The organism is Bradyrhizobium sp. USDA 4504 (assembly GCF_054063995.1).
The window spans coordinates 7,882,396-7,899,339 of the sequence record NZ_JBSSGV010000001.1 but is presented as its reverse complement, the minus strand read 5'-3'; the positions used below and the strand labels follow the sequence as shown (position 1 = coordinate 7,899,339).

The window sequence follows — 16,944 nt, the reverse complement described above, 5'->3', positions numbered from 1 at the left end:
CATGCGAAGCGTGAACCCGGAATCTCGAGATTCCGGGTTCGATGCTTCGCATCGCCCCGGAATGACGACTAACCACCCCGCCCCTTGGTCGGGATCTTGTTGTAGGGCACATCCTTGTCGACGCGAATGTCGCCGGGCAGGCCCAGCACGCGCTCGGCGATGATGTTGCGCAGGATCTCGTCGGTGCCGCCGGCGATGCGCATCGAGGGCGACGACAGCAGCATCTGCTGGAACTGGCCGTTGGCCTGCTCCTCATCGGTGCCTGTGAGGCTGCCCGCCGCGCCTTCAAGGTCCATCGCATAGGTCGCGATATCCTGCAGCATCAGGCCGGAGACGAGCTTGCCGATGGAGTTTTCCGGGCCCGGTCGCTCGCCCTTCGACAGCGCCGAGATGGCGCGGTAGCTGGTGTATTTCAGCCCGCTCGCCTTCACCGCCCAGCTCGCAAGTCTGGAGCGCACCGCCGGATCGTCGATCGCAAGACCGTCCTCCAGCATCAAATTGGAGCAGAACTCGAACATCTCGGGCACGCCGGTGGCGAGCCGCGCGCCGATCGACATGCGCTCGTTCATCAGCGTGGTCAGCGACACGCTCCAGCCCTCGCCGACCGCCCCTAACCGCTGGCTGTCCGGGATTACGACGTCGGTGAAATAGACCTCGTTGAACTCCTGCATGCCGTTGGCCTGCTTGATCGGCCGCACCTCGACGCCGGGGCTCTTCATGTCGAGGAAGAACATCGTGAGGCCCTTGTGCTTCGGGACATTCGGATCGGTGCGCGCGATCAGGAGGCCGTAGTCGGAGTAATGCGCGCCTGACGTCCAGATCTTCTGGCCGTTGACGACCCAATTGTCGCCTTTCTTCTCGGCGCGGGTGCGCAGCCCCGCGACGTCGGAGCCGGCCGACGGCTCGGAGAACAGCTGGCACCAGATCTCCTCGCCGGAGGCCAGCTTCGGCAGATAGCGGCGCTTGGCATCCTCGCTGCCCCAGGCCATCACGGTCGGGCCGCACATGCCCTCGCCAATCTGGAACGGCTGGGTCAATTTGCCGTAGACGCCCTCTTCCTGCTGCCAGATCACGCGCTCGATCGGGGTGGCGCCGCGGCCGCCATATTCCTTCGGCCAGTGCAAGCAGGCCCAGCCGCCCTCGGCCTTCTTCTTCTGCCAAGCCTTGCCGACCTCGACCATGTCGTGCCTGGCGAGCCTGATACGGCCGAGCGACGACTTCGAGAGCTCCTCTTCGAACTCCTTCGGCGCATTGGCCGCGATCCAGTTGCGGGCGATGGCGCGGAACTCGGCTTCCTGCGGCGTGTCATCGAAATTCATGGCGGCTCCTTTTCTTTGTCATTCCGGGGCGCGCGCAGCGCGAACCTCAGATGCGCGGTTGCGCATCGGGGAATCTAGAAGTTATGTCGCTCGAGTTCCGGGTTCGCCGCTTCGCGCCGCCCCGGAACGACGGTTAAGCTCTTCCCTTGGTCGGGATCTTGTTGAAGGGGACGTCCTTGTCGACCCTGATGTCGCCGGGCAGGCCCAGCACGCGTTCGGCGATGATGTTGCGCATGATCTCGTCGGTGCCACCCTCGACGCGGGTGCCCGGCGCGCGCAGCAGCATCGCCTGGAATTTGCCGGCGACCTCGGCATCCTCAATCCCGTTCAGCGCGCCGGCCGCGCCCTGCAGATCGAGCGCATAGGTCGCGACGTCCTGAATCATCGAGCCGGCGACCAGCTTGCCGATCGAATTCTCCGGTCCCGGACGCTCGCCCTTCGACAGCGCCGAGATCGCGCGCATGCTGGTGTATTTCAGCCCGCTCGCCTTCACGGCCCAGTTGGCGAGCTTGGAGCGCACCGCGCGGTTCTCGATCGCGGGGCCGTCCTCCAGCATCAGGCTGTTGCAGAAGTCGAACAGCTCGGGAAAGCCGGTGGCGACACCGGCGCCGATCGACATCCGCTCGTTCATCAGCGTGGTCAGCGACACGTTCCAGCCGTCATTGACATTGCCGAGCCGCTGCGAGTCCGGAATGCGCACGTCGGTGAAATAGACCTCGTTGAAGTCGGAGGCGCCGCTCGCCTGCTTGATCGGCCTGACCTCGACGCCCGGGCTCTTCATGTCCAGGAAGAACATGGTGAGGCCCTTGTGCTTGGGCACGGTCGGGTCGGTGCGGGTGAGCAAGATGCCGTAGTCGGAATAATGCGCGCCCGAGGTCCAGATCTTCTGGCCGTTGATCACCCACTCGTCGCCATGCTTCTCGGCGCGGGTGCGCAGGCCGGCGACGTCGGAGCCGCCGGCCGGCTCGGAGAACAGTTGGCACCAGATCTTCTCGCCGGAGGCAAGCGGCGGCAGATATTTGCGCTTCTGCTCCTCGCCGGCGAACGCCATCATGGTCGGGCCGCACATGCCGTGGCCGATGATGAACATCGAGCTAAGGCGGCCGAACGGGCCCTCCTCCTGCTGCCAGATCACGCGCTCGATCGGCGACGAGCCGCGGCCGCCATACTCCTTCGGCCAGTGCAGGCAGGCCCAGCCGGCATCGGCCTTCTTCTTCTGCCAGGCCTTCGCGACCTCGAGAATGTTGGCGCCCTTGAGCGCAACACGGCCGAGCGAGGCCTTGCGCAGCTCGTCCTCATGTTGCTTCGGTGCATTGGCCGCGATCCAGGCTTTCGCCTCGGCGCGGAATGCGGCCTCCTGCGGGGTGTCATCGAAATTCATGGTGGCTTTCTTTCCGTCATTCCGGGGCGATGCGCAGCATCGAACCCGGAATCTCGATTCCCAACCTCTGGATTCCGGGTTCGCGCTACGCGCGCCCCGGAATGACGAATCGTATCGTTACGCCGCGTTCTTCTTGCGCATGCGGTCGATCAGCGCGTCTTCCCAATAGGACAGGCTGCCGAGACCGAGCGCCACCGCATTGGCGCGGCGGTAGTACATGTGGCAGTCGAACTCCCAGGTGAAGCCCATGCCGCCATGAACCTGGATGTTGTTTTTGGCGCAGTGCTGGAACGCCTGCGTCGCGCTGATGCGCGCGGCGGCGGCGGCTTCCGGCAATTCGCCGGCATTGGTCGAGAGCGCCCAAGCGCCGTAGTAGCAATTTGAGCGCGCCAGCGTCGCCGACACATACATGTCGGCCAGCATGTGCTTGACCGCCTGGAACGAGCCGATCGGACGGCCAAAGGCAATACGATCAAGCGCATAGTCGCGGCCCATCTCCAGCGCGCGGTCGGCGCCGCCGACCTGCTCGAATGCCGTCAACACGGCCGCGCGATCCAGCACCTGGGAGATGACGCTCCAGCCCTCGCCGGTAGCGCCGAGCGGCTCGGCCTTCGCATCCTTGAAGGTGAATTCGGCCTGGCCGCGGGTCAGGTCGATGTTGGTGAGCGACTTGACCTCGACGCCGCCGGCCTTGAGATCGACGATGAACAGGGAAATATCGGACTCGCGTCCGCTCGAGCCGGTGCGCGCGGCGACAACGGCGAAATCGGCGATCGCGCCATCCGGCACCGGCTTCTTGACGCCGTTGAGCACGCCGCCATTGGCCGTGAGCTTGATCGCTTTCGGCGACGGGTTGCCCTTGCCTTCGAACAGCGCCAGCGTGCCGATGGCTTCGCCCGCGGCGATCTTCGGCAGCCACTTCTGCTTCTGCGCGTCGCTGCCTGCGATCAGGATCGCTTCGGCGGCGAGATAGACGGTGGAGGAAAACGGCACCGGCGCCAGCGCGCGGCCCATTTCCTCCGCGATCACGCAGAGCTCGAGATGGCCGGCGCCCGCACCGCCGAACTGTTCCGGGATCGCAACGCCAAGGAAGCCCATCTCGGCGAGGCCCTTCCACAGCGCCTTGTCGTAAGGCGCCTTGCCGTCGAGCACCTCGCGCACGGCTTTCGGCGGGCACTGTTCGCTGAGGAATTTCCGCGCCTCGTCGCGCATCTGCTTCTGTTCGTCGGAGAAATCGAAATTCATGGCGCTTACCTTTTCTTGCTGTCATTCCGGGGCGATGCGCAGCATCGAACCCGGAATCTCGACGTAAGGAACCTCTGGATTCCGGGTTCACGCTTCGCGCGCCCCGAAATGACGCGTTTGCTTTCGTAGGATCAGTTCAAGATGATCACGTCGTCGCCGGGATTGCCGGCATACAGCTTCTCGACCAGTGCGGCGCGGCGTTCGAGGCCGGCGCGTTGGTTGATGTAGCCCTTGTCGGTGAGCTCGTTGCCGTCGATCGACGGCGGCTCGACCATCAGCATCGCACGCGCGATACGCATGCTGCTGCCGGTGGTGGACGCATTGTGCGCCTGCAAACCCTTCTTCAGGCAGGCAAGCACTTCGGGATGCCGGATCACGTCCTCGTAGCTGGCATCGGCATTGCCGACGAGCTGGCGGCAGGCGTGCAGGTTCGGCCAGCACAGCAGGCCGATGAACTCACGGTCCTGCCCCGCAACCAGCGCGTCATGCACGACCGGCGTCGCGGCTGATATCGCATCGGTGCGCAACGAGCCGACATGCACGAACGTGCCGGTGGTCAGCTTGAAATCCTCGACCACCCGGCCGGCAAAGATGATGCCCTGCAGCGGGTCTTCGGGGTTCACGAACACGCCGGCGTCGCCGATGCAGTAGAAGCCCTCCTCGTCGAACATCTTGGCCGTGAGGTCCGGCTGGCCGAAATAGCCTGGCGTGACGTTGACGCCGCGCAGCCGCAATTCATATTTCGAGCCGCACGGCACCATCTTCAGCTCGACGCCAGGGAACGGCAGGCCGATCAGGCCGACGCGCTCGGTGTCCCAATAGGTGCCGGTCGAGGTCGGCGCGGTCTCGGTCGAGCCCCAACCGGTGTAGAACACGATGCGCTCGCCCGTGGTCTTCACCGCCAGCGCCTGCATGCGGTCATAGAGATCGTCGGGCAGCCGGGCGCCGCCATAGGCCATGATCGAGAGGTTCTTGAAGAAGCTCGCGCACAGCGCCTCGTCCTTCTCCATCGCGGCGGCGAGCGCCGCATAGCCGGCCGGCACGTTGGCGTAATAGGTCGGCGACACCTCGCGCAGGTTCCTGATGGTCTCCTCGAGCTGGCCCGGCATCGGCCGGCCGTCGTCGATATAGAGCGTGCCGCCATCGACCAGCACCGGATTGAACGCGGCGTTGCCGCCCATGGTGTGATTCCACGGCATCCAGTCGAGCACCGTCGCGATCGGTCCCTCCGTTTCACGCGGGCGCACCTGCATCATCATCGCCGCGTTGGCACACATCATCTCCTGGGTGTTGATGACGGCCTTGGGCATGCCGGTCGAGCCCGAGGTGAACAGCAGCTTGCCGACGGTCCTGGGCGTGATCTTCGCGATGGACTCGCCGACCGCAGCCGTCACCGGCGTTGCCGCGAGGTCGGCAAAGGCCGCGCTCCTGATGCCCTCGCAGGGACGCAGGACGTGGACGACCGTGATGCCGGTGAGATCGATCGCCTTCAGCGCCTTCTCGAAGGTCGGGCCGTCCTGCACCATCACGACGGCCGGCTTGATCAGGTTGAACAGGTATTTAAGCTTGAGATGATCCTGGCTCATCAGCGAATAGGCCGGCGACACCGGCGCGGCCGGCAGCCGCGCCTGCATCGCGGCCTGCGTCATCAGCGCGTGCTCGATCGAATTGCCTGACAGGATCGCGACGGGCCGGCCGTCGCCGACGCCGAGATCGAGCAGGCCTTGCGTCAGCGCATCGACGGTGCGCTTGGCTTCGCCATAGGAGACCTTGCGCCATTGGCGGTCGGGACCACCGCGTTGCGCGAGCCAGATCCGCTCCGGCGCCTGCGCCGCCCATTTGGCGAGATAGGCCGGAATATGCGTCTCGTAGGCCTGGAGCGGAATCCGCGACTTCAGGACGACGGTGCCGTCACCGCGCCGCTCGACCGCGATGTCACGTGCGAGCCAATCCACCTTGCGAAAGGCAGGTTTCGTCAGCATCGCCGCGTCTCCATCCATTTTGCGTCTCCCGGAATTCTTGTCCTTTTGAGGATCTGTTCTCAGCGCCTGATATAGACAGGCTTTCGTTTCTCGAGAAAGGCCCTGATGCCTTCCTGGAAATCTTCCGAGCGGCTGCACAGCACCTGGTTGCGATCTTCCATCGCGATCACGGCCTCGATCGAGCCGGCATCGACGCTCATGTTGATGCATTCCTTCGAGAGGCGGAGACCGACCGGCGAGGCCGTCATCATTGCCTCGACATAAGGATTGGCCGCCGCATCAAGATCGGTGGCCTCGACCACCTCGGACACCAGGCCGACCGCAAGCGCGCGGTCGGCATGGATGAAGCGCCCGGTGAGGATCAATTCGGAAGCAACCGACACGCCGACGAGGCGCGGCAGGAAATAGCTGGTGCCGATATCGCAGCCGCCGAGACCGAGCTTGATGAAGGCGCAATTCATCCGCGCGTTCTTCGCCGCGATGCGGATGTCGGCGGCAAGCGCCAGCGCGAAGCCGCCGCCGGCGGCCGCGCCCTGCACCAGCGCGATGATCGGCTGCGGAGCGCGCCGCATCAGCATCACGATGTCGGCGATGCGCCGCTGCGAGTCCAGCGACTCCGTGACGCCGGGCGGCTCGGTCTGTCCACCACGGCGCGCCATCGCGTGCTTGAGATCGAGCCCGGCGCAGAAATTCGCACCGGCGCCCTTCAGCACCACGACGCGGGTGTCGCGATTGCGCTGCAGGCCCTGGAAATAGACGTTGAGCGCGTCGATCAGCGAAGGGTCGAGTGCGTTGAGGCTCTCGGGACGATTGAGCGTGACCCAATCGACCCCGTCGTGATGTTCGATCAGCAGCGGCTGAGACACGCGCATGGTCCTCCCGACCGTCGTCCCGGCCAAGCGAAGCGCGAGCCGGGACCCATAACCACAGGCTTTTGTTGTTTTGCGCGGTGTCTGCCAGCTTGCCTGTTACAGACGCCGCGGAGTATGGGTCCCGGCTCCAGCGCGCAATTGCGCGCAAGGCCGGGACGACAGCGGAATTCGCCGTTAGCGCGGCGCCATGCGGATGGCGCCGTCGAGGCGGATGGTTTCGCCGTTGAGCATCGGGTTCTCGACGATGTGGACCGCGAGATTGCCGTATTCCGAGGCATCGCCGAGGCGGGCCGGATGCGGCACCTGGGCGCCGAGGCTCTTGCGCGCTTCCTCATTGAGACCCATCAGCAGCGGCGTCAGGAACAGGCCGGGCGCGATGGTGTTGACGCGGATCTTCAGGCTGGCGAGGTCGCGCGCGGCCGGCAGCGTGAGGCCGACGACGCCGCCCTTCGAGGCGGAATAGGCGATCTGGCCGATCTGGCCTTCATAGGCCGCGACCGATGCGGTGTTGATCGCGACGCCGCGCTCCTCGCCGATCGGGGCTTCGGTCGCCAGCCGCTCGGCGAACAGGCGCAGCACGTTGAAGGTGCCGATCAAATTGACGTTGATGATGCGGACGAACTTCGCCAGCGGATAGACGCCGTCCTTGCCGACGATGCGCTGCGAGCCGCCGATGCCGGCGCAGTTCATCAGCACGCGCGCGATGCCGTGCGCGGCCTCGGCCTTGGCGATCGCAGCCTTGATCGCGTCCTCGTCGGTGACGTCGGCATGCAGCGCGACGCCCTTCACCTCGGCGGCGACTTTCTCAGCGTTTTCCTTGTTCTGGTCGATCACGCCGATCTTGGCGCCCTTGGCGGCCATGGCGCGCGCGGTTGCGGCACCAAGGCCGGAGCCACCGCCGGTGATGAGAACGGCAACGTCTTTCAACTGCATGGATACAACCTTTCCTTGGGCGTTTCTTCTCTAGACTCGAACCTTGTTATCCGGCGGCGACTGCTGCCGTTTCCTTATCGGGATTGAGCACGCCGCCGAAGATCAAGGCTTCCATGTGCTTGATGTAATCGCGGCAGACCTCGTCGGTGACCGGACCGACGCCGACCGCGCGCGACATCGCGTGGCGGCCGAAGAACAGATGATCGCAGGCGCCGATCAGGCTGGTGTAGAACAGCACCGGATCGATCTTGCGGAATTCACCGGCCTTGATGCCTTCTGCGAGCAGCCGGCGGTGAAAATCCAAAAGCGGCGCGACGAAGAATTTCGACACCTCGTTCGCAGCGGCAGGCGAGCTCTCGTGCAGGAGATAATGGATCAGCCGGTTCATATAGGGGAACTGGTGATAGGCGCGGATGATGCCGCCGATATGCAGCCGCAATTTTGCGGACGGCGTGATCGGTTGGCTGATGAGATATTCGAGTTGCGATATCTCGGTGGCGGCGTCGCGCGCCAGCAGCGCCAGCAACAACCCGTCCTTGTTGCCGAAATGATATTTCACCAGCGCGGCGTTGACGCCCGACTTCTGCGCGATGTCGGACAACGACACCTCGATCGAGGCGCGCTCGATCATCAGCTCACTGGCCGCAACCAAAAGCTTGTCGGCGGTGGCATTTTTGCCGGCCGGAAGTTTCGTCGGTACGCTGGTATTCAACTGCGCTCTGGTCCCGCTCTGTGTCAGGGGTCGACGGTAAATCGAGGCCGCACATAAGCCCATGGCGGGGCCGCACTCAAGAGTTAATTGATTGATTGACTAAATGCTGAGCCACCCCTTAAATCCGGCCCAACTTTCAGACCGCCCAATCCGGAAACATCAGGGAGATCAGACATGGCCGAGGCATATATCGTCGCCGCCGCTCGCACCGCGGGCGGCCGCAAGGGAGGACGCCTCGCCGGCTGGCATCCGGCCGATCTGGCCGCGACCGTGCTCGATGCGCTGGTCGAGCGCACCGGCGCCGACCCCGCGCAGGTCGAGGACGTGATCATGGGCTGCGTGATGCAGACCGGCGAGCAGTCCACCAACATCGCGCGCAACGCTGTCATGGCCTCGAAGCTGCCGGAGAGCGTGCCGGCGACCTCGATCGACCGCCAGTGCGGTTCCTCGCAGCAGGCGCTGCACTTCGCGGCGCAGGCGGTGATGTCTGGCACGATGGACTGCGTGATCGCCGCCGGCGTGGAATCGATGACCCGCGTGCCGATGGGCCTCGCCTCCTCGCTGCCCGCCAAGAACGGCTTCGGCCACTACAAGAGCCCGGGCATCGAGGCGAAGTATCCCAACATCGTGTTCAGCCAGTTCACCGGCGCGGAGATGATGGCCGAGAAGTACGGCCTGTCGAAGGACGAGCTCGACGAATACTCCTATAACAGCCATCAGCGCGCGATCGCGGCCACGCAAGCCGGCCACTTCAAGGACGAGATCGTGCCGGTCAAGATCACCCGCGCCGACGGCTCGACCGACACCCATCACATCGACGAAGGCATCCGCTTCGACGCCAGCCTCGACGGCATCAAGGGCGTCAAGCTGATCGCCGAGAACGGCAAGCTCACCGCGGCGAGCGCCAGCCAGATCTGCGACGGCGCCTCCGGCGTCATGGTCGTCAACGAGAAGGGCCTGAAGGCGCTCGGCGTCAAGCCGATGGCGCGCATCCATCACCTCACCATGATGGGCGGCGACCCCGTGATCATGCTGGAAGCGCCGCTGCCGGCAACCCAGCGCGCGCTGCAGAAGGCCGGCATGAAGATTGACGACATTGATCTCTTCGAGGTCAACGAGGCCTTCGCCTCGGTGCCGACCGCTTGGCTGAAGACCACCGGCGCCGATCCGGCCCGGCTCAACGTCAACGGCGGCGCGATCGCGCTCGGCCATCCGCTCGGCGGCAGCGGCACCAAGCTGATGACGACGCTGCTGCATGCCCTCAAGCAGCGCAACAAGCGCTACGGCCTGCAGACCATGTGCGAAGGCGGCGGCATGGCCAATGTGACGATTGTCGAGCGGCTGTAAGAAAAGTCCGCATCAGCGGCCACAACAATGATGTCGTCCCGGCGTAGGCCGGGACCCATAACCACAGCCGTTTGTGGTTAGGCGCGGCTGGGGCCACAACTCAGTCCAACAAGAAAAATTGGTGGTTATGGGTCCCCGCGTTCGCGGGGACGACCACTATTGATGCTCCGAGGAAACACAATGACCCATCCGTCGATCCACGCGCGCACCCATCCGAACAAGATCGCCTATCAGATGGCGGCGTCCGGCAAGGCCATCACCTATCGCGAGCTCGACGAGCTTTCGAACCAGGGCGCGCATCTGTTCCGCTCGCTCGGCCTGAAGGCCGGTGACCACATCGCGCTGCTGATGGAAAACCGGCTCGCATTCATGGAGATCTGCTGGGCAGCGCAGCGCTCGGGTCTCTATTACACGGCGATCAGCCGCTATCTGACGGAAGAAGAGATCGCCTACATCATCAAGGACTGCGGCGCGAAGGTGTTCATCACCACCCCGCAGTGCGCCGACAAGGTGAAGGGCCTGATCAAGGGCGAAGCGGGCGAGCCGCTGTTCTACATGATGGACGAGCCCTCGCCGGGCTTCCGCTCCTACGACAAGGAAGCCGGCGCGCAGCCGACCACGCCGGTTGCCGACGAGGTCGCCGGCTACGACATGCTGTATTCCTCCGGCACCACCGGCCGACCCAAGGGCATCAAGAAGCAGTTCGAGGGCAACCGGATCGACGTGCCGAACCCGTTCCTGCGCATTCTCACCGCCGACATGTGCGGCATGAATGCCGACAGCATCTATCTGTCGCCGGCGCCGCTCTATCACGCGGCCCCGCTGCGCTTCAACATGATGGCCACCGTGCTCGGAGGCACCTCCGTCATCATGGAGCATTTCGACGCCGAGGAATTTCTGAAGCAGGTCGAGAAGCACAAGGTGACGCAGTCGCAGCTGGTGCCGACCATGTTCGTGCGCATGCTGAAGCTGCCCGACGAAGTGCGCACACGCTACAAGGTCTCGTCGCTGAAAGGCGCGATCCATGCCGCGGCGCCCTGCCCGGTCGACGTCAAGGCCAAGATGATCGAATGGTGGGGACCGATCCTGATCGAGTATTACGCCGGCTCCGAAGGCAATGGCGTCACGGTCTCGACCTCGCAGCAATGGCTGACCCACCGCGGCACGGTCGGCCGCGCGGTGGTCGGCAAGGTCAAGATCCTCGACGAGAACGACGAGGAAGCGCCGACCGGCCAGATCGGTCAGGTCTTTTTCGCCGACGCGCCGGCGTTCTCCTATCACAACGATCCGGAGAAGACGAAGAAGGCCTACAACACCAAGGGCTGGTCGACGCTCGGCGATGTCGGCTACCTCGACGAAGAGGGCTTCCTCTATCTGACCGACCGCAAGAGCTACATGATCATCTCCGGCGGCGTGAACATCTATCCGCAGGAGACCGAGGACGTCCTGATCACGCATCCGGCGGTGTCCGACGTCGCGGTGTTCGGCGTGCCGAACGAGGAGATGGGCGAAGAGGTCAAGGCCGTGGTGCAGCCGCACGACATCACCAGGGCCGGCAAGGAGCTCGAGGCCGAGCTGATCGCGTTCTGCCGGCAGCACTTGTCGCCGATCAAATGCCCCAAGAGCATCGACTTCGAGCAAGAGCTGCCGCGCACGCCGACCGGCAAACTGGTGAAGCGCCATCTGCGCGACCGCTATTGGCCGAAGGTGCCTGCCAGGCCGTGACCGCGGTTCGCCGCTCCCCGGAGGGGCCGTCGTCGCGCCGCGGCCAAAATATCGAAAACAACCCCATGCAAAGGAGCTGGCGGCTGCCCGCGTTCGACAAGGCAGCTTGACACGTCGGGCAACTCAGAGATAGATTTCCAATATTCCGAAATAGTGCAAACGGTCCGGGGGAGGATGAAGAGCGCACGCGGGACGCCGCTTGCGCGCACCCCGCCGACCTACAACTCCGCCGCCGGTTCGCACGCGGCAGACGCCGCGGCGCGCAGATGCAGTTGGCCGTGCTTGCCATTTGCCGTGGTGGTCCACTGCGCATCGATCTGCTGAAAATCCTCCGACAGCTTGCCGCGGTGGCTGCCCTCGGTCTCGAACGATCCACTGTCGTCGGGCGACCGCTCAAACAGCTCGACCTCGAGATCGGACAGCCGGATGAACATCTGCACGCCGATCTTGGTTACGTGACCGCCGACCTCGTATGACCCGCAGCCGCGCGCTTCCGCGTTCTGCTCGTTCAGCGCTTGCACCTTGTCGAAGGTGATGACGAGGTGCTGCACCGTCGTGTCACCGTCCCACAGGAATTCGCCGATATAGGCGTGCGGCAGTCTTTCGGTCAGTTGCTTGATGTCGGCGGCACGCACGGCCGATGCCAGCATCAAGCTTGCGGCCACGACCGTCAGACCGAGGCGCGACATCGAGCCGGTCAGCTCTGCAATCCCGGCGTGGCGCATGCGGTATGCATCCCCTGGGCAAAGTTGCTATCGTGAAACAATGGCCGCCAGCATACAGCGAAATGCGCTGGTTGTGCGGCGATGCCAAACAGGTGATCTCCGATGCCAGCCCTCCCCGACATCCCGCTGCCCTCCACCATCCGCTCGCGTTATGTCGACGGGATCAACGGCCTGCGCATGCATGTGCTGGAAGCGGGCTTCGAAACATCCGGCCGGCCCTGCCTGTTGCTGCTGCACGGCTTTCCGGAGCTGGCGTTCTCCTGGCGCAAGGTGATGCCGAAGCTCGCCGCCGCCGGCTATCATGTGATCGCGCCGGACCAGCGCGGCTATGGCCGCACATCAGGGTGGAGTGCGGAGTATGACGGCGATCTTGCGTCATTCCGCCTGCCCAATCTGGTGCGCGATGCGCTCGGGCTGGTCGCTGCGTTCGGCTACAAGCACGTCGATGCGGTGATCGGGCACGATTTCGGCTCGTCGGTTGCGGCGTGGTGCGCACTGATCCGGCCCGACGTGTTCCGCGCGGTGGTGATGATGAGCGCGCCGTTTTCGGGGCCGCCGTCGCTGCCGTTCAACACCGCGAGCGCGCCGACAAAGCCAGCGACCGACGACCCCGTGCATCGCGAGCTCGCCGCGCTGCCGCGGCCGCGCAAGCACTACCAATGGTACTATTCGACGCGCCCGGCCAGTGACGACATGCATCGCGCGCCGCAGGGCGTGCACGACTTCCTGCGTGCCTATTACCACCACAAAAGCGCGGACTGGAAAGACAACAAGCCGTATCCGCTGCAATCCTGGTCGGCAGGCGAACTGGCAAAACTGCCGACCTATTACGTGATGGATTTCGCCAAGGACATGGCCGCCACCGTCGCCGAGGAGATGCCGTCGCGCGAGGCGATCGCCGCCAACACGTGGCTGCCGGATAGCGAGCTCGCATATTACAGCGCCGAATATCAGCGGACCGGATTCCAGGGCGGGCTGCAATGGTATCGCTGCGGCACCTCGGGGGCGTTCGTCCCGGAGCTACAGACCTGGAGCGGCCGCACGATCGACCAGCCGTCGGCCTTCATTTCGGGCAAACAGGATTGGGGCACCTATCAGCGGCCTGGCGTGTTCGAGGCGATGCAGACGAAAGCCTGCACCAACATGATCGGCTGTCATCTGGTCGACGGTGCCGGCCACTGGGTGCAGCAGGAGCAGCCCGATGAGGTGAGCCGGCTGCTGCTCACATTCCTGCGAGACGCCGGCGCACAGCGCTAGATTCCCGTTCGGCCGTCGCGTCGCATCCCGTTGATCTCAGGCGTTTTCTTCGCTCAACCCGCGCGGCTTGCCGGTGCTGCAACAGCGAATCCGGGCCGATCCGGATTTGACCCGGCACCGGTGCAACCCTATAGTTTAGAACTATTCTAATTTTAAACTCTGTGAACAAGGCGTTGCCGTGAAGAACTTTGCCGATCTGACCGAGCGCGAGGTGCTGGCGGTCGCGATCGCCTCCGAGGAGGAGGACAGCCGCATCTACATGACGTTCGCGGAGGATCTCGCCGGGCGCTATCCCGATACCGCCAAGATTTTCGAGGAGATGGCCGAGGAGGAGCGCGGCCATCGCCACCGACTGCTGGAAACCTACGAGCAGCGCTTCGGGGCGCATCTGCCGCCGATCCGGCGCGAGGACGTCAAAGGCTTCCTGCGCCGCCGCCCGATCTGGCTCACCAAGAACCTGCCGCTCGACACCATCCGCAAGGAAGTCGAGACCATGGAGTTGGAAGCCGAGCGCTTCTATGCCAAAGCCGCCGAGAAGGCCGAGGATGTCGGCGTGCGGCGGCTGCTCGGCGATCTCGCCGAGGAGGAGAAGGGCCACGAGAAGCTCGCGGTGAAGCTGACCGGCGAGATCCTCAAGCCGGACGTGCGCGCCGAGGAAGACCGCACGCGGCGGCGGATGTTCGTGCTGCAATATGTGCAGCCGGGTCTCGCCGGATTGATGGACGGCTCGGTCTCGACCCTGGCGCCGCTGTTCGCCGCCGCCTTCGCAACGCATCACAACTGGCAAACCTTCCTGGTCGGGCTTGCCGCCTCGATCGGCGCCGGCATCAGCATGGGCTTTGCCGAGGCGCTGTCCGACGACGGCTCGCTGACCGGCCGCGGCTCGCCCTGGCTGCGCGGCCTGACCTGCGGCTTGATGACGACGCTCGGCGGGCTCGGCCACACCATTCCCTATCTGGTGCCCGATGCCTGGCCGAACGCATTCTGGATCGCGACCGCGATCGCCGGGATCGTGGTGTTCTTCGAATTGTGGGCGATCGCCTTCATCCGCGCGCGCTACATGGACACGCCGTTCCTGCAGGCGGTATTCCAGATCGTGCTCGGCGGCGCGATCGTGCTCGCGGTCGGCATCCTGATCGGCGCGGCGTAGCAACGGTTCGATTCTCCCTCTCCCCGTTCTTACGGGGAGGGTTGGGGTGAGGGGCCATATCCACACGTGACGCAAGTCGACGTACCTGTACCCCCTCACCCGCCGCGCAAGCGCGCGGCGACCTCTCCCCGCAAGCGGGGCGAGGTAGAGCAGAGCAATTCCGATCAAACACGGCGACAACGTCACGGCTACAGCGCTTGCGGGCGGCAGCCAAACTGCCCATCATCGCGCCAACAACAAACCGGGAGCACGCCGTGGCCAAATCGCAATACAGCTTCAAGACCGCCGTCGAATTGTCGAAGGCGCTGCGCAACAAGCAGGTCTCGGCAGTTGAGCTCGCACAGGACGCGATCGGCCGCATCGAGCGCCACGACGGCAAGGTCAACGCGGTCTGCGTGCGCGACTTCGAGCGCGGCCTCGCCGCTGCGCGCGCTGCGGATGCCGCGATCGCGCGCGGCGAGCACAGGCCGCTGCTCGGCATCCCCATGACGGTGAAGGAATCCTTCAACGTCGCCGGCTTGCCGACGACCTGGGGCTTCCTGCCGCAAAAGGATTTTGTCCCGACCGAGGACGCGCTGTCGATTCAGCGCGTGAAGGACGCCGGCGGCGTCATCCTCGGCAAGACCAACGTGCCGGTCGGGCTCGCCGACTGGCAGAGCTACAACGAGATCTACGGCACCACCAACAATCCCTACGACCTCGGCCGCACGCCGGGCGGCTCCTCCGGCGGATCGTCGGCGGCGCTCGCCGCGGGCTATGGCGCGCTGTCGCTCGGCTCGGACATCGGCGGCTCGCTGCGCGTGCCGGCGTTTCATTGCGGCGTCTATGCGCACAAGCCGACCTTCGCGCTGCTGCCGTCGCGCGGCCACACCGCGCCGCCGGCACCGCCCATCATCTATGAGCGCGACCTTGCGGTAACCGGCCCGATGGCGCGCGGCGCGGCCGACCTGTCGCTGCTGCTCGACGTGATGGCCGCTCCCGATCCGCTCGATGCCGGCAAGGCCTATCGCCTCGACCTGCCGGCGGCGCGCCACGCCAGCCTGAAGGATTTCCGGATCCTCGTGATCGACACCGATTCGGTGTTGCCGACCGACAAGGCGGTTCGCGGCAGCATCGACAAGCTCGCGAGCCACCTCGACAAGGCCGGCGCCAAGATATCGCGGTCGAGCCCGCTGCTGCCGGATTTCGCGGCGTCCTCGCGGCTCTATATGCGGATGTTGCTGTCGTTCCTCGCCGCGACCTTCCCGCCGGAGGTCTATGCCGGCGCCTGCGCGGCAGCGGCCGCGCTGCCCGCCGGCGACAACAGCCTGCAGGCCGAACGGCTGCGCGGCATCGCGCTCAGCCACCGCGACTGGGTACAGGCGACAGTCGCCCGCTCGCGGCTGCGCGCGCAATGGCGCGAGCTGTTCAAATCGTTCGACGCGGTGATCTGCCCGATCATGCCGACGCCGGCCTATCCGCACGATCATGAGCCCGACCAGGAGCAGCGGCGGATATTGATCGACGGCGAGCCCTACATCTACACCGACCAGCTCGCCTGGCCCGGCATCGCGACCCTGCCCGGCCTGCCTTCGACTGCGATCCCGACCGGCTTTGCGCCCGACGGATTGCCGGTCGGCGTGCAGATCGTCGGCCCATGGCTCGAGGACCGCACGCCGCTCAAGCTCGCCGAGCTGATCGAGCACGAATTCGGCGGCTTCGTGCCGCCGAAGATGTTCGATGATTAGGTGCTGGAAAAAACCGTCATTGCGAGGAGCGAAGCGACGAAGCAATCCATATCTCAACGAGCGGCGAGATGGATTGCTTCGCTGCGCTCGCAATGACGGACAACAAAACCAGGGAGAAGGCCAATGAGCAACGATCTCGAGGAGCTGACAAAGCTCAACAAGGACTACGTTGACTCCGTTCAGAACTGCGACGTCAAGCGCTTCGACGAAATTCTGGCGCAGGACTTCTACTGCACCAATCCCGACAAGAGCCTGGTCGACCGCGCTGCCTTCCTGAAGCAGACCGCGATCCCGGTGAAGATCAAGGGCCTGAAGGCCGAGGACGTCAAAATCCGCATCCTCGGCGATTTCGCCATCATCCACGCCCAGACCAGCTACACCAACGCGGACGGTGAGCCGGCGCACGGCCGCTATACCGATTGCTGGGCGCGGCAGAACGGAAAATGGCGCGCGGTATCCGCGCATGTCGCGCGGTGAGCGATTCAGGTGTCGTCCCGGCGCAGGCCGGGACCCATAACCACCGCAGCTTGTGGTGAGTAAAGAAAGTCGTCCACCCACGTGCCCAAAGC

The 16,944-nt window shown here is 64.8% G+C and carries 14 protein-coding genes; 6 read left to right on the top strand and 8 right to left on the bottom strand.

The annotated features are described in order from the left end of the window. Positions 1–68: 68 nt before the first annotated feature. The 7 genes from ACVMB1_RS36925 to ACVMB1_RS36895 form a co-directional block, all read right to left on the bottom strand. Positions 69–1,319, bottom strand: a complete 1,251-nt coding sequence (locus tag ACVMB1_RS36925; RefSeq protein ID WP_057016278.1) for an acyl-CoA dehydrogenase — start codon at positions 1,317–1,319, stop codon at positions 69–71. Between the two features lie 133 nt (positions 1,320–1,452). After that, positions 1,453–2,700, bottom strand: coding sequence for an acyl-CoA dehydrogenase (locus ACVMB1_RS36920; protein WP_076832542.1), 1,248 nt, complete (start codon positions 2,698–2,700; stop codon positions 1,453–1,455). A gap of 117 nt (positions 2,701–2,817) precedes the next feature. Then, a complete protein-coding gene (locus tag ACVMB1_RS36915) occupies positions 2,818–3,945 on the bottom strand; it encodes an acyl-CoA dehydrogenase family protein (protein WP_076832544.1) in 1,128 nt (375 codons plus the stop codon). 131 nt (positions 3,946–4,076) lie between these two features. Beyond that, positions 4,077–5,945 (bottom strand): AMP-binding protein, encoded by a 1,869-nt coding sequence (locus ACVMB1_RS36910; RefSeq protein ID WP_141342522.1) that lies wholly within the window; start codon positions 5,943–5,945, stop codon positions 4,077–4,079. 41 nt (positions 5,946–5,986) lie between these two features. After that, positions 5,987–6,793, bottom strand: a complete 807-nt coding sequence (locus ACVMB1_RS36905) for an enoyl-CoA hydratase/isomerase family protein (protein ID WP_076832872.1) — start codon at positions 6,791–6,793, stop codon at positions 5,987–5,989. Between the two features lie 180 nt (positions 6,794–6,973). Continuing rightward, positions 6,974–7,732: an SDR family NAD(P)-dependent oxidoreductase gene (locus ACVMB1_RS36900; protein WP_016847447.1), complete on the bottom strand. Its 759-nt coding sequence runs from the start codon at positions 7,730–7,732 to the stop codon at positions 6,974–6,976. Between the two features lie 46 nt (positions 7,733–7,778). Next, positions 7,779–8,507: a TetR family transcriptional regulator gene (locus tag ACVMB1_RS36895; protein ID WP_076832549.1), complete on the bottom strand. Its 729-nt coding sequence runs from the start codon at positions 8,505–8,507 to the stop codon at positions 7,779–7,781. A gap of 111 nt (positions 8,508–8,618) precedes the next feature. Between ACVMB1_RS36895 and ACVMB1_RS36890 the strand changes: the two genes are divergently transcribed. Further along, positions 8,619–9,791, top strand: coding sequence for an acetyl-CoA C-acetyltransferase (locus ACVMB1_RS36890; protein WP_057016283.1), 1,173 nt, complete (start codon positions 8,619–8,621; stop codon positions 9,789–9,791). A gap of 180 nt (positions 9,792–9,971) precedes the next feature. Further along, positions 9,972–11,516: an acyl-CoA synthetase gene (locus ACVMB1_RS36885; protein ID WP_057016284.1), complete on the top strand. Its 1,545-nt coding sequence runs from the start codon at positions 9,972–9,974 to the stop codon at positions 11,514–11,516. 218 nt (positions 11,517–11,734) lie between these two features. Here the strand turns inward: ACVMB1_RS36885 and ACVMB1_RS36880 are convergent, their stop codons facing one another. After that, the gene (locus tag ACVMB1_RS36880; RefSeq protein ID WP_076832552.1) at positions 11,735–12,241 is read right to left on the bottom strand and encodes a hypothetical protein; all 507 of its coding nucleotides are present in this window, start codon (positions 12,239–12,241) and stop codon (positions 11,735–11,737) included. Positions 12,242–12,343: 102 nt separating this feature from the next. On the opposite strand from ACVMB1_RS36880, the gene ACVMB1_RS36875 reads away from it, so the two are divergent. From ACVMB1_RS36875 to ACVMB1_RS36860, 4 genes are all read left to right on the top strand, one after another. After that, on the top strand, positions 12,344–13,498 hold the full coding sequence (locus tag ACVMB1_RS36875; RefSeq protein WP_076832554.1) for an alpha/beta hydrolase: 1,155 nt from the start codon (positions 12,344–12,346) through the stop codon (positions 13,496–13,498). Between the two features lie 178 nt (positions 13,499–13,676). Further along, positions 13,677–14,648: an iron exporter MbfA gene (gene mbfA, locus ACVMB1_RS36870; protein WP_057016287.1), complete on the top strand. Its 972-nt coding sequence runs from the start codon at positions 13,677–13,679 to the stop codon at positions 14,646–14,648. A gap of 254 nt (positions 14,649–14,902) precedes the next feature. Next, positions 14,903–16,375: an amidase gene (locus ACVMB1_RS36865; RefSeq protein WP_076832557.1), complete on the top strand. Its 1,473-nt coding sequence runs from the start codon at positions 14,903–14,905 to the stop codon at positions 16,373–16,375. A 123-nt stretch (positions 16,376–16,498) separates the two neighbouring features. After that, positions 16,499–16,852, top strand: a complete 354-nt coding sequence (locus ACVMB1_RS36860) for a nuclear transport factor 2 family protein (protein ID WP_057020071.1) — start codon at positions 16,499–16,501, stop codon at positions 16,850–16,852. Positions 16,853–16,944: the final 92 nt, after the last annotated feature.

What these genes read in the sequence shown, in the direction of transcription:
- ACVMB1_RS36925 (WP_057016278.1), bottom strand. Translation starts at nt 1,319, where the DNA reads ATGAATTTCGATGACACGCCGCAGGAAGCCGAGTTCCGCGCCATCGCC.
- ACVMB1_RS36920 (WP_076832542.1), bottom strand. Translation starts at nt 2,700, where the DNA reads ATGAATTTCGATGACACCCCGCAGGAGGCCGCATTCCGCGCCGAGGCG.
- ACVMB1_RS36915 (WP_076832544.1), bottom strand. Translation starts at nt 3,945, where the DNA reads ATGAATTTCGATTTCTCCGACGAACAGAAGCAGATGCGCGACGAGGCG.
- ACVMB1_RS36910 (WP_141342522.1), bottom strand. Translation starts at nt 5,945, where the DNA reads ATGGATGGAGACGCGGCGATGCTGACGAAACCTGCCTTTCGCAAGGTG.
- ACVMB1_RS36900 (WP_016847447.1), bottom strand. Translation starts at nt 7,732, where the DNA reads ATGCAGTTGAAAGACGTTGCCGTTCTCATCACCGGCGGTGGCTCCGGC.
- ACVMB1_RS36895 (WP_076832549.1), bottom strand. Translation starts at nt 8,507, where the DNA reads ATGGGCTTATGTGCGGCCTCGATTTACCGTCGACCCCTGACACAGAGC.
- ACVMB1_RS36890 (WP_057016283.1), top strand. Translation starts at nt 8,619, where the DNA reads ATGGCCGAGGCATATATCGTCGCCGCCGCTCGCACCGCGGGCGGCCGC.
- ACVMB1_RS36885 (WP_057016284.1), top strand. Translation starts at nt 9,972, where the DNA reads ATGACCCATCCGTCGATCCACGCGCGCACCCATCCGAACAAGATCGCC.
- ACVMB1_RS36880 (WP_076832552.1), bottom strand. Translation starts at nt 12,241, where the DNA reads ATGCGCCACGCCGGGATTGCAGAGCTGACCGGCTCGATGTCGCGCCTC.
- ACVMB1_RS36875 (WP_076832554.1), top strand. Translation starts at nt 12,344, where the DNA reads ATGCCAGCCCTCCCCGACATCCCGCTGCCCTCCACCATCCGCTCGCGT.
- ACVMB1_RS36860 (WP_057020071.1), top strand. Translation starts at nt 16,499, where the DNA reads ATGAGCAACGATCTCGAGGAGCTGACAAAGCTCAACAAGGACTACGTT.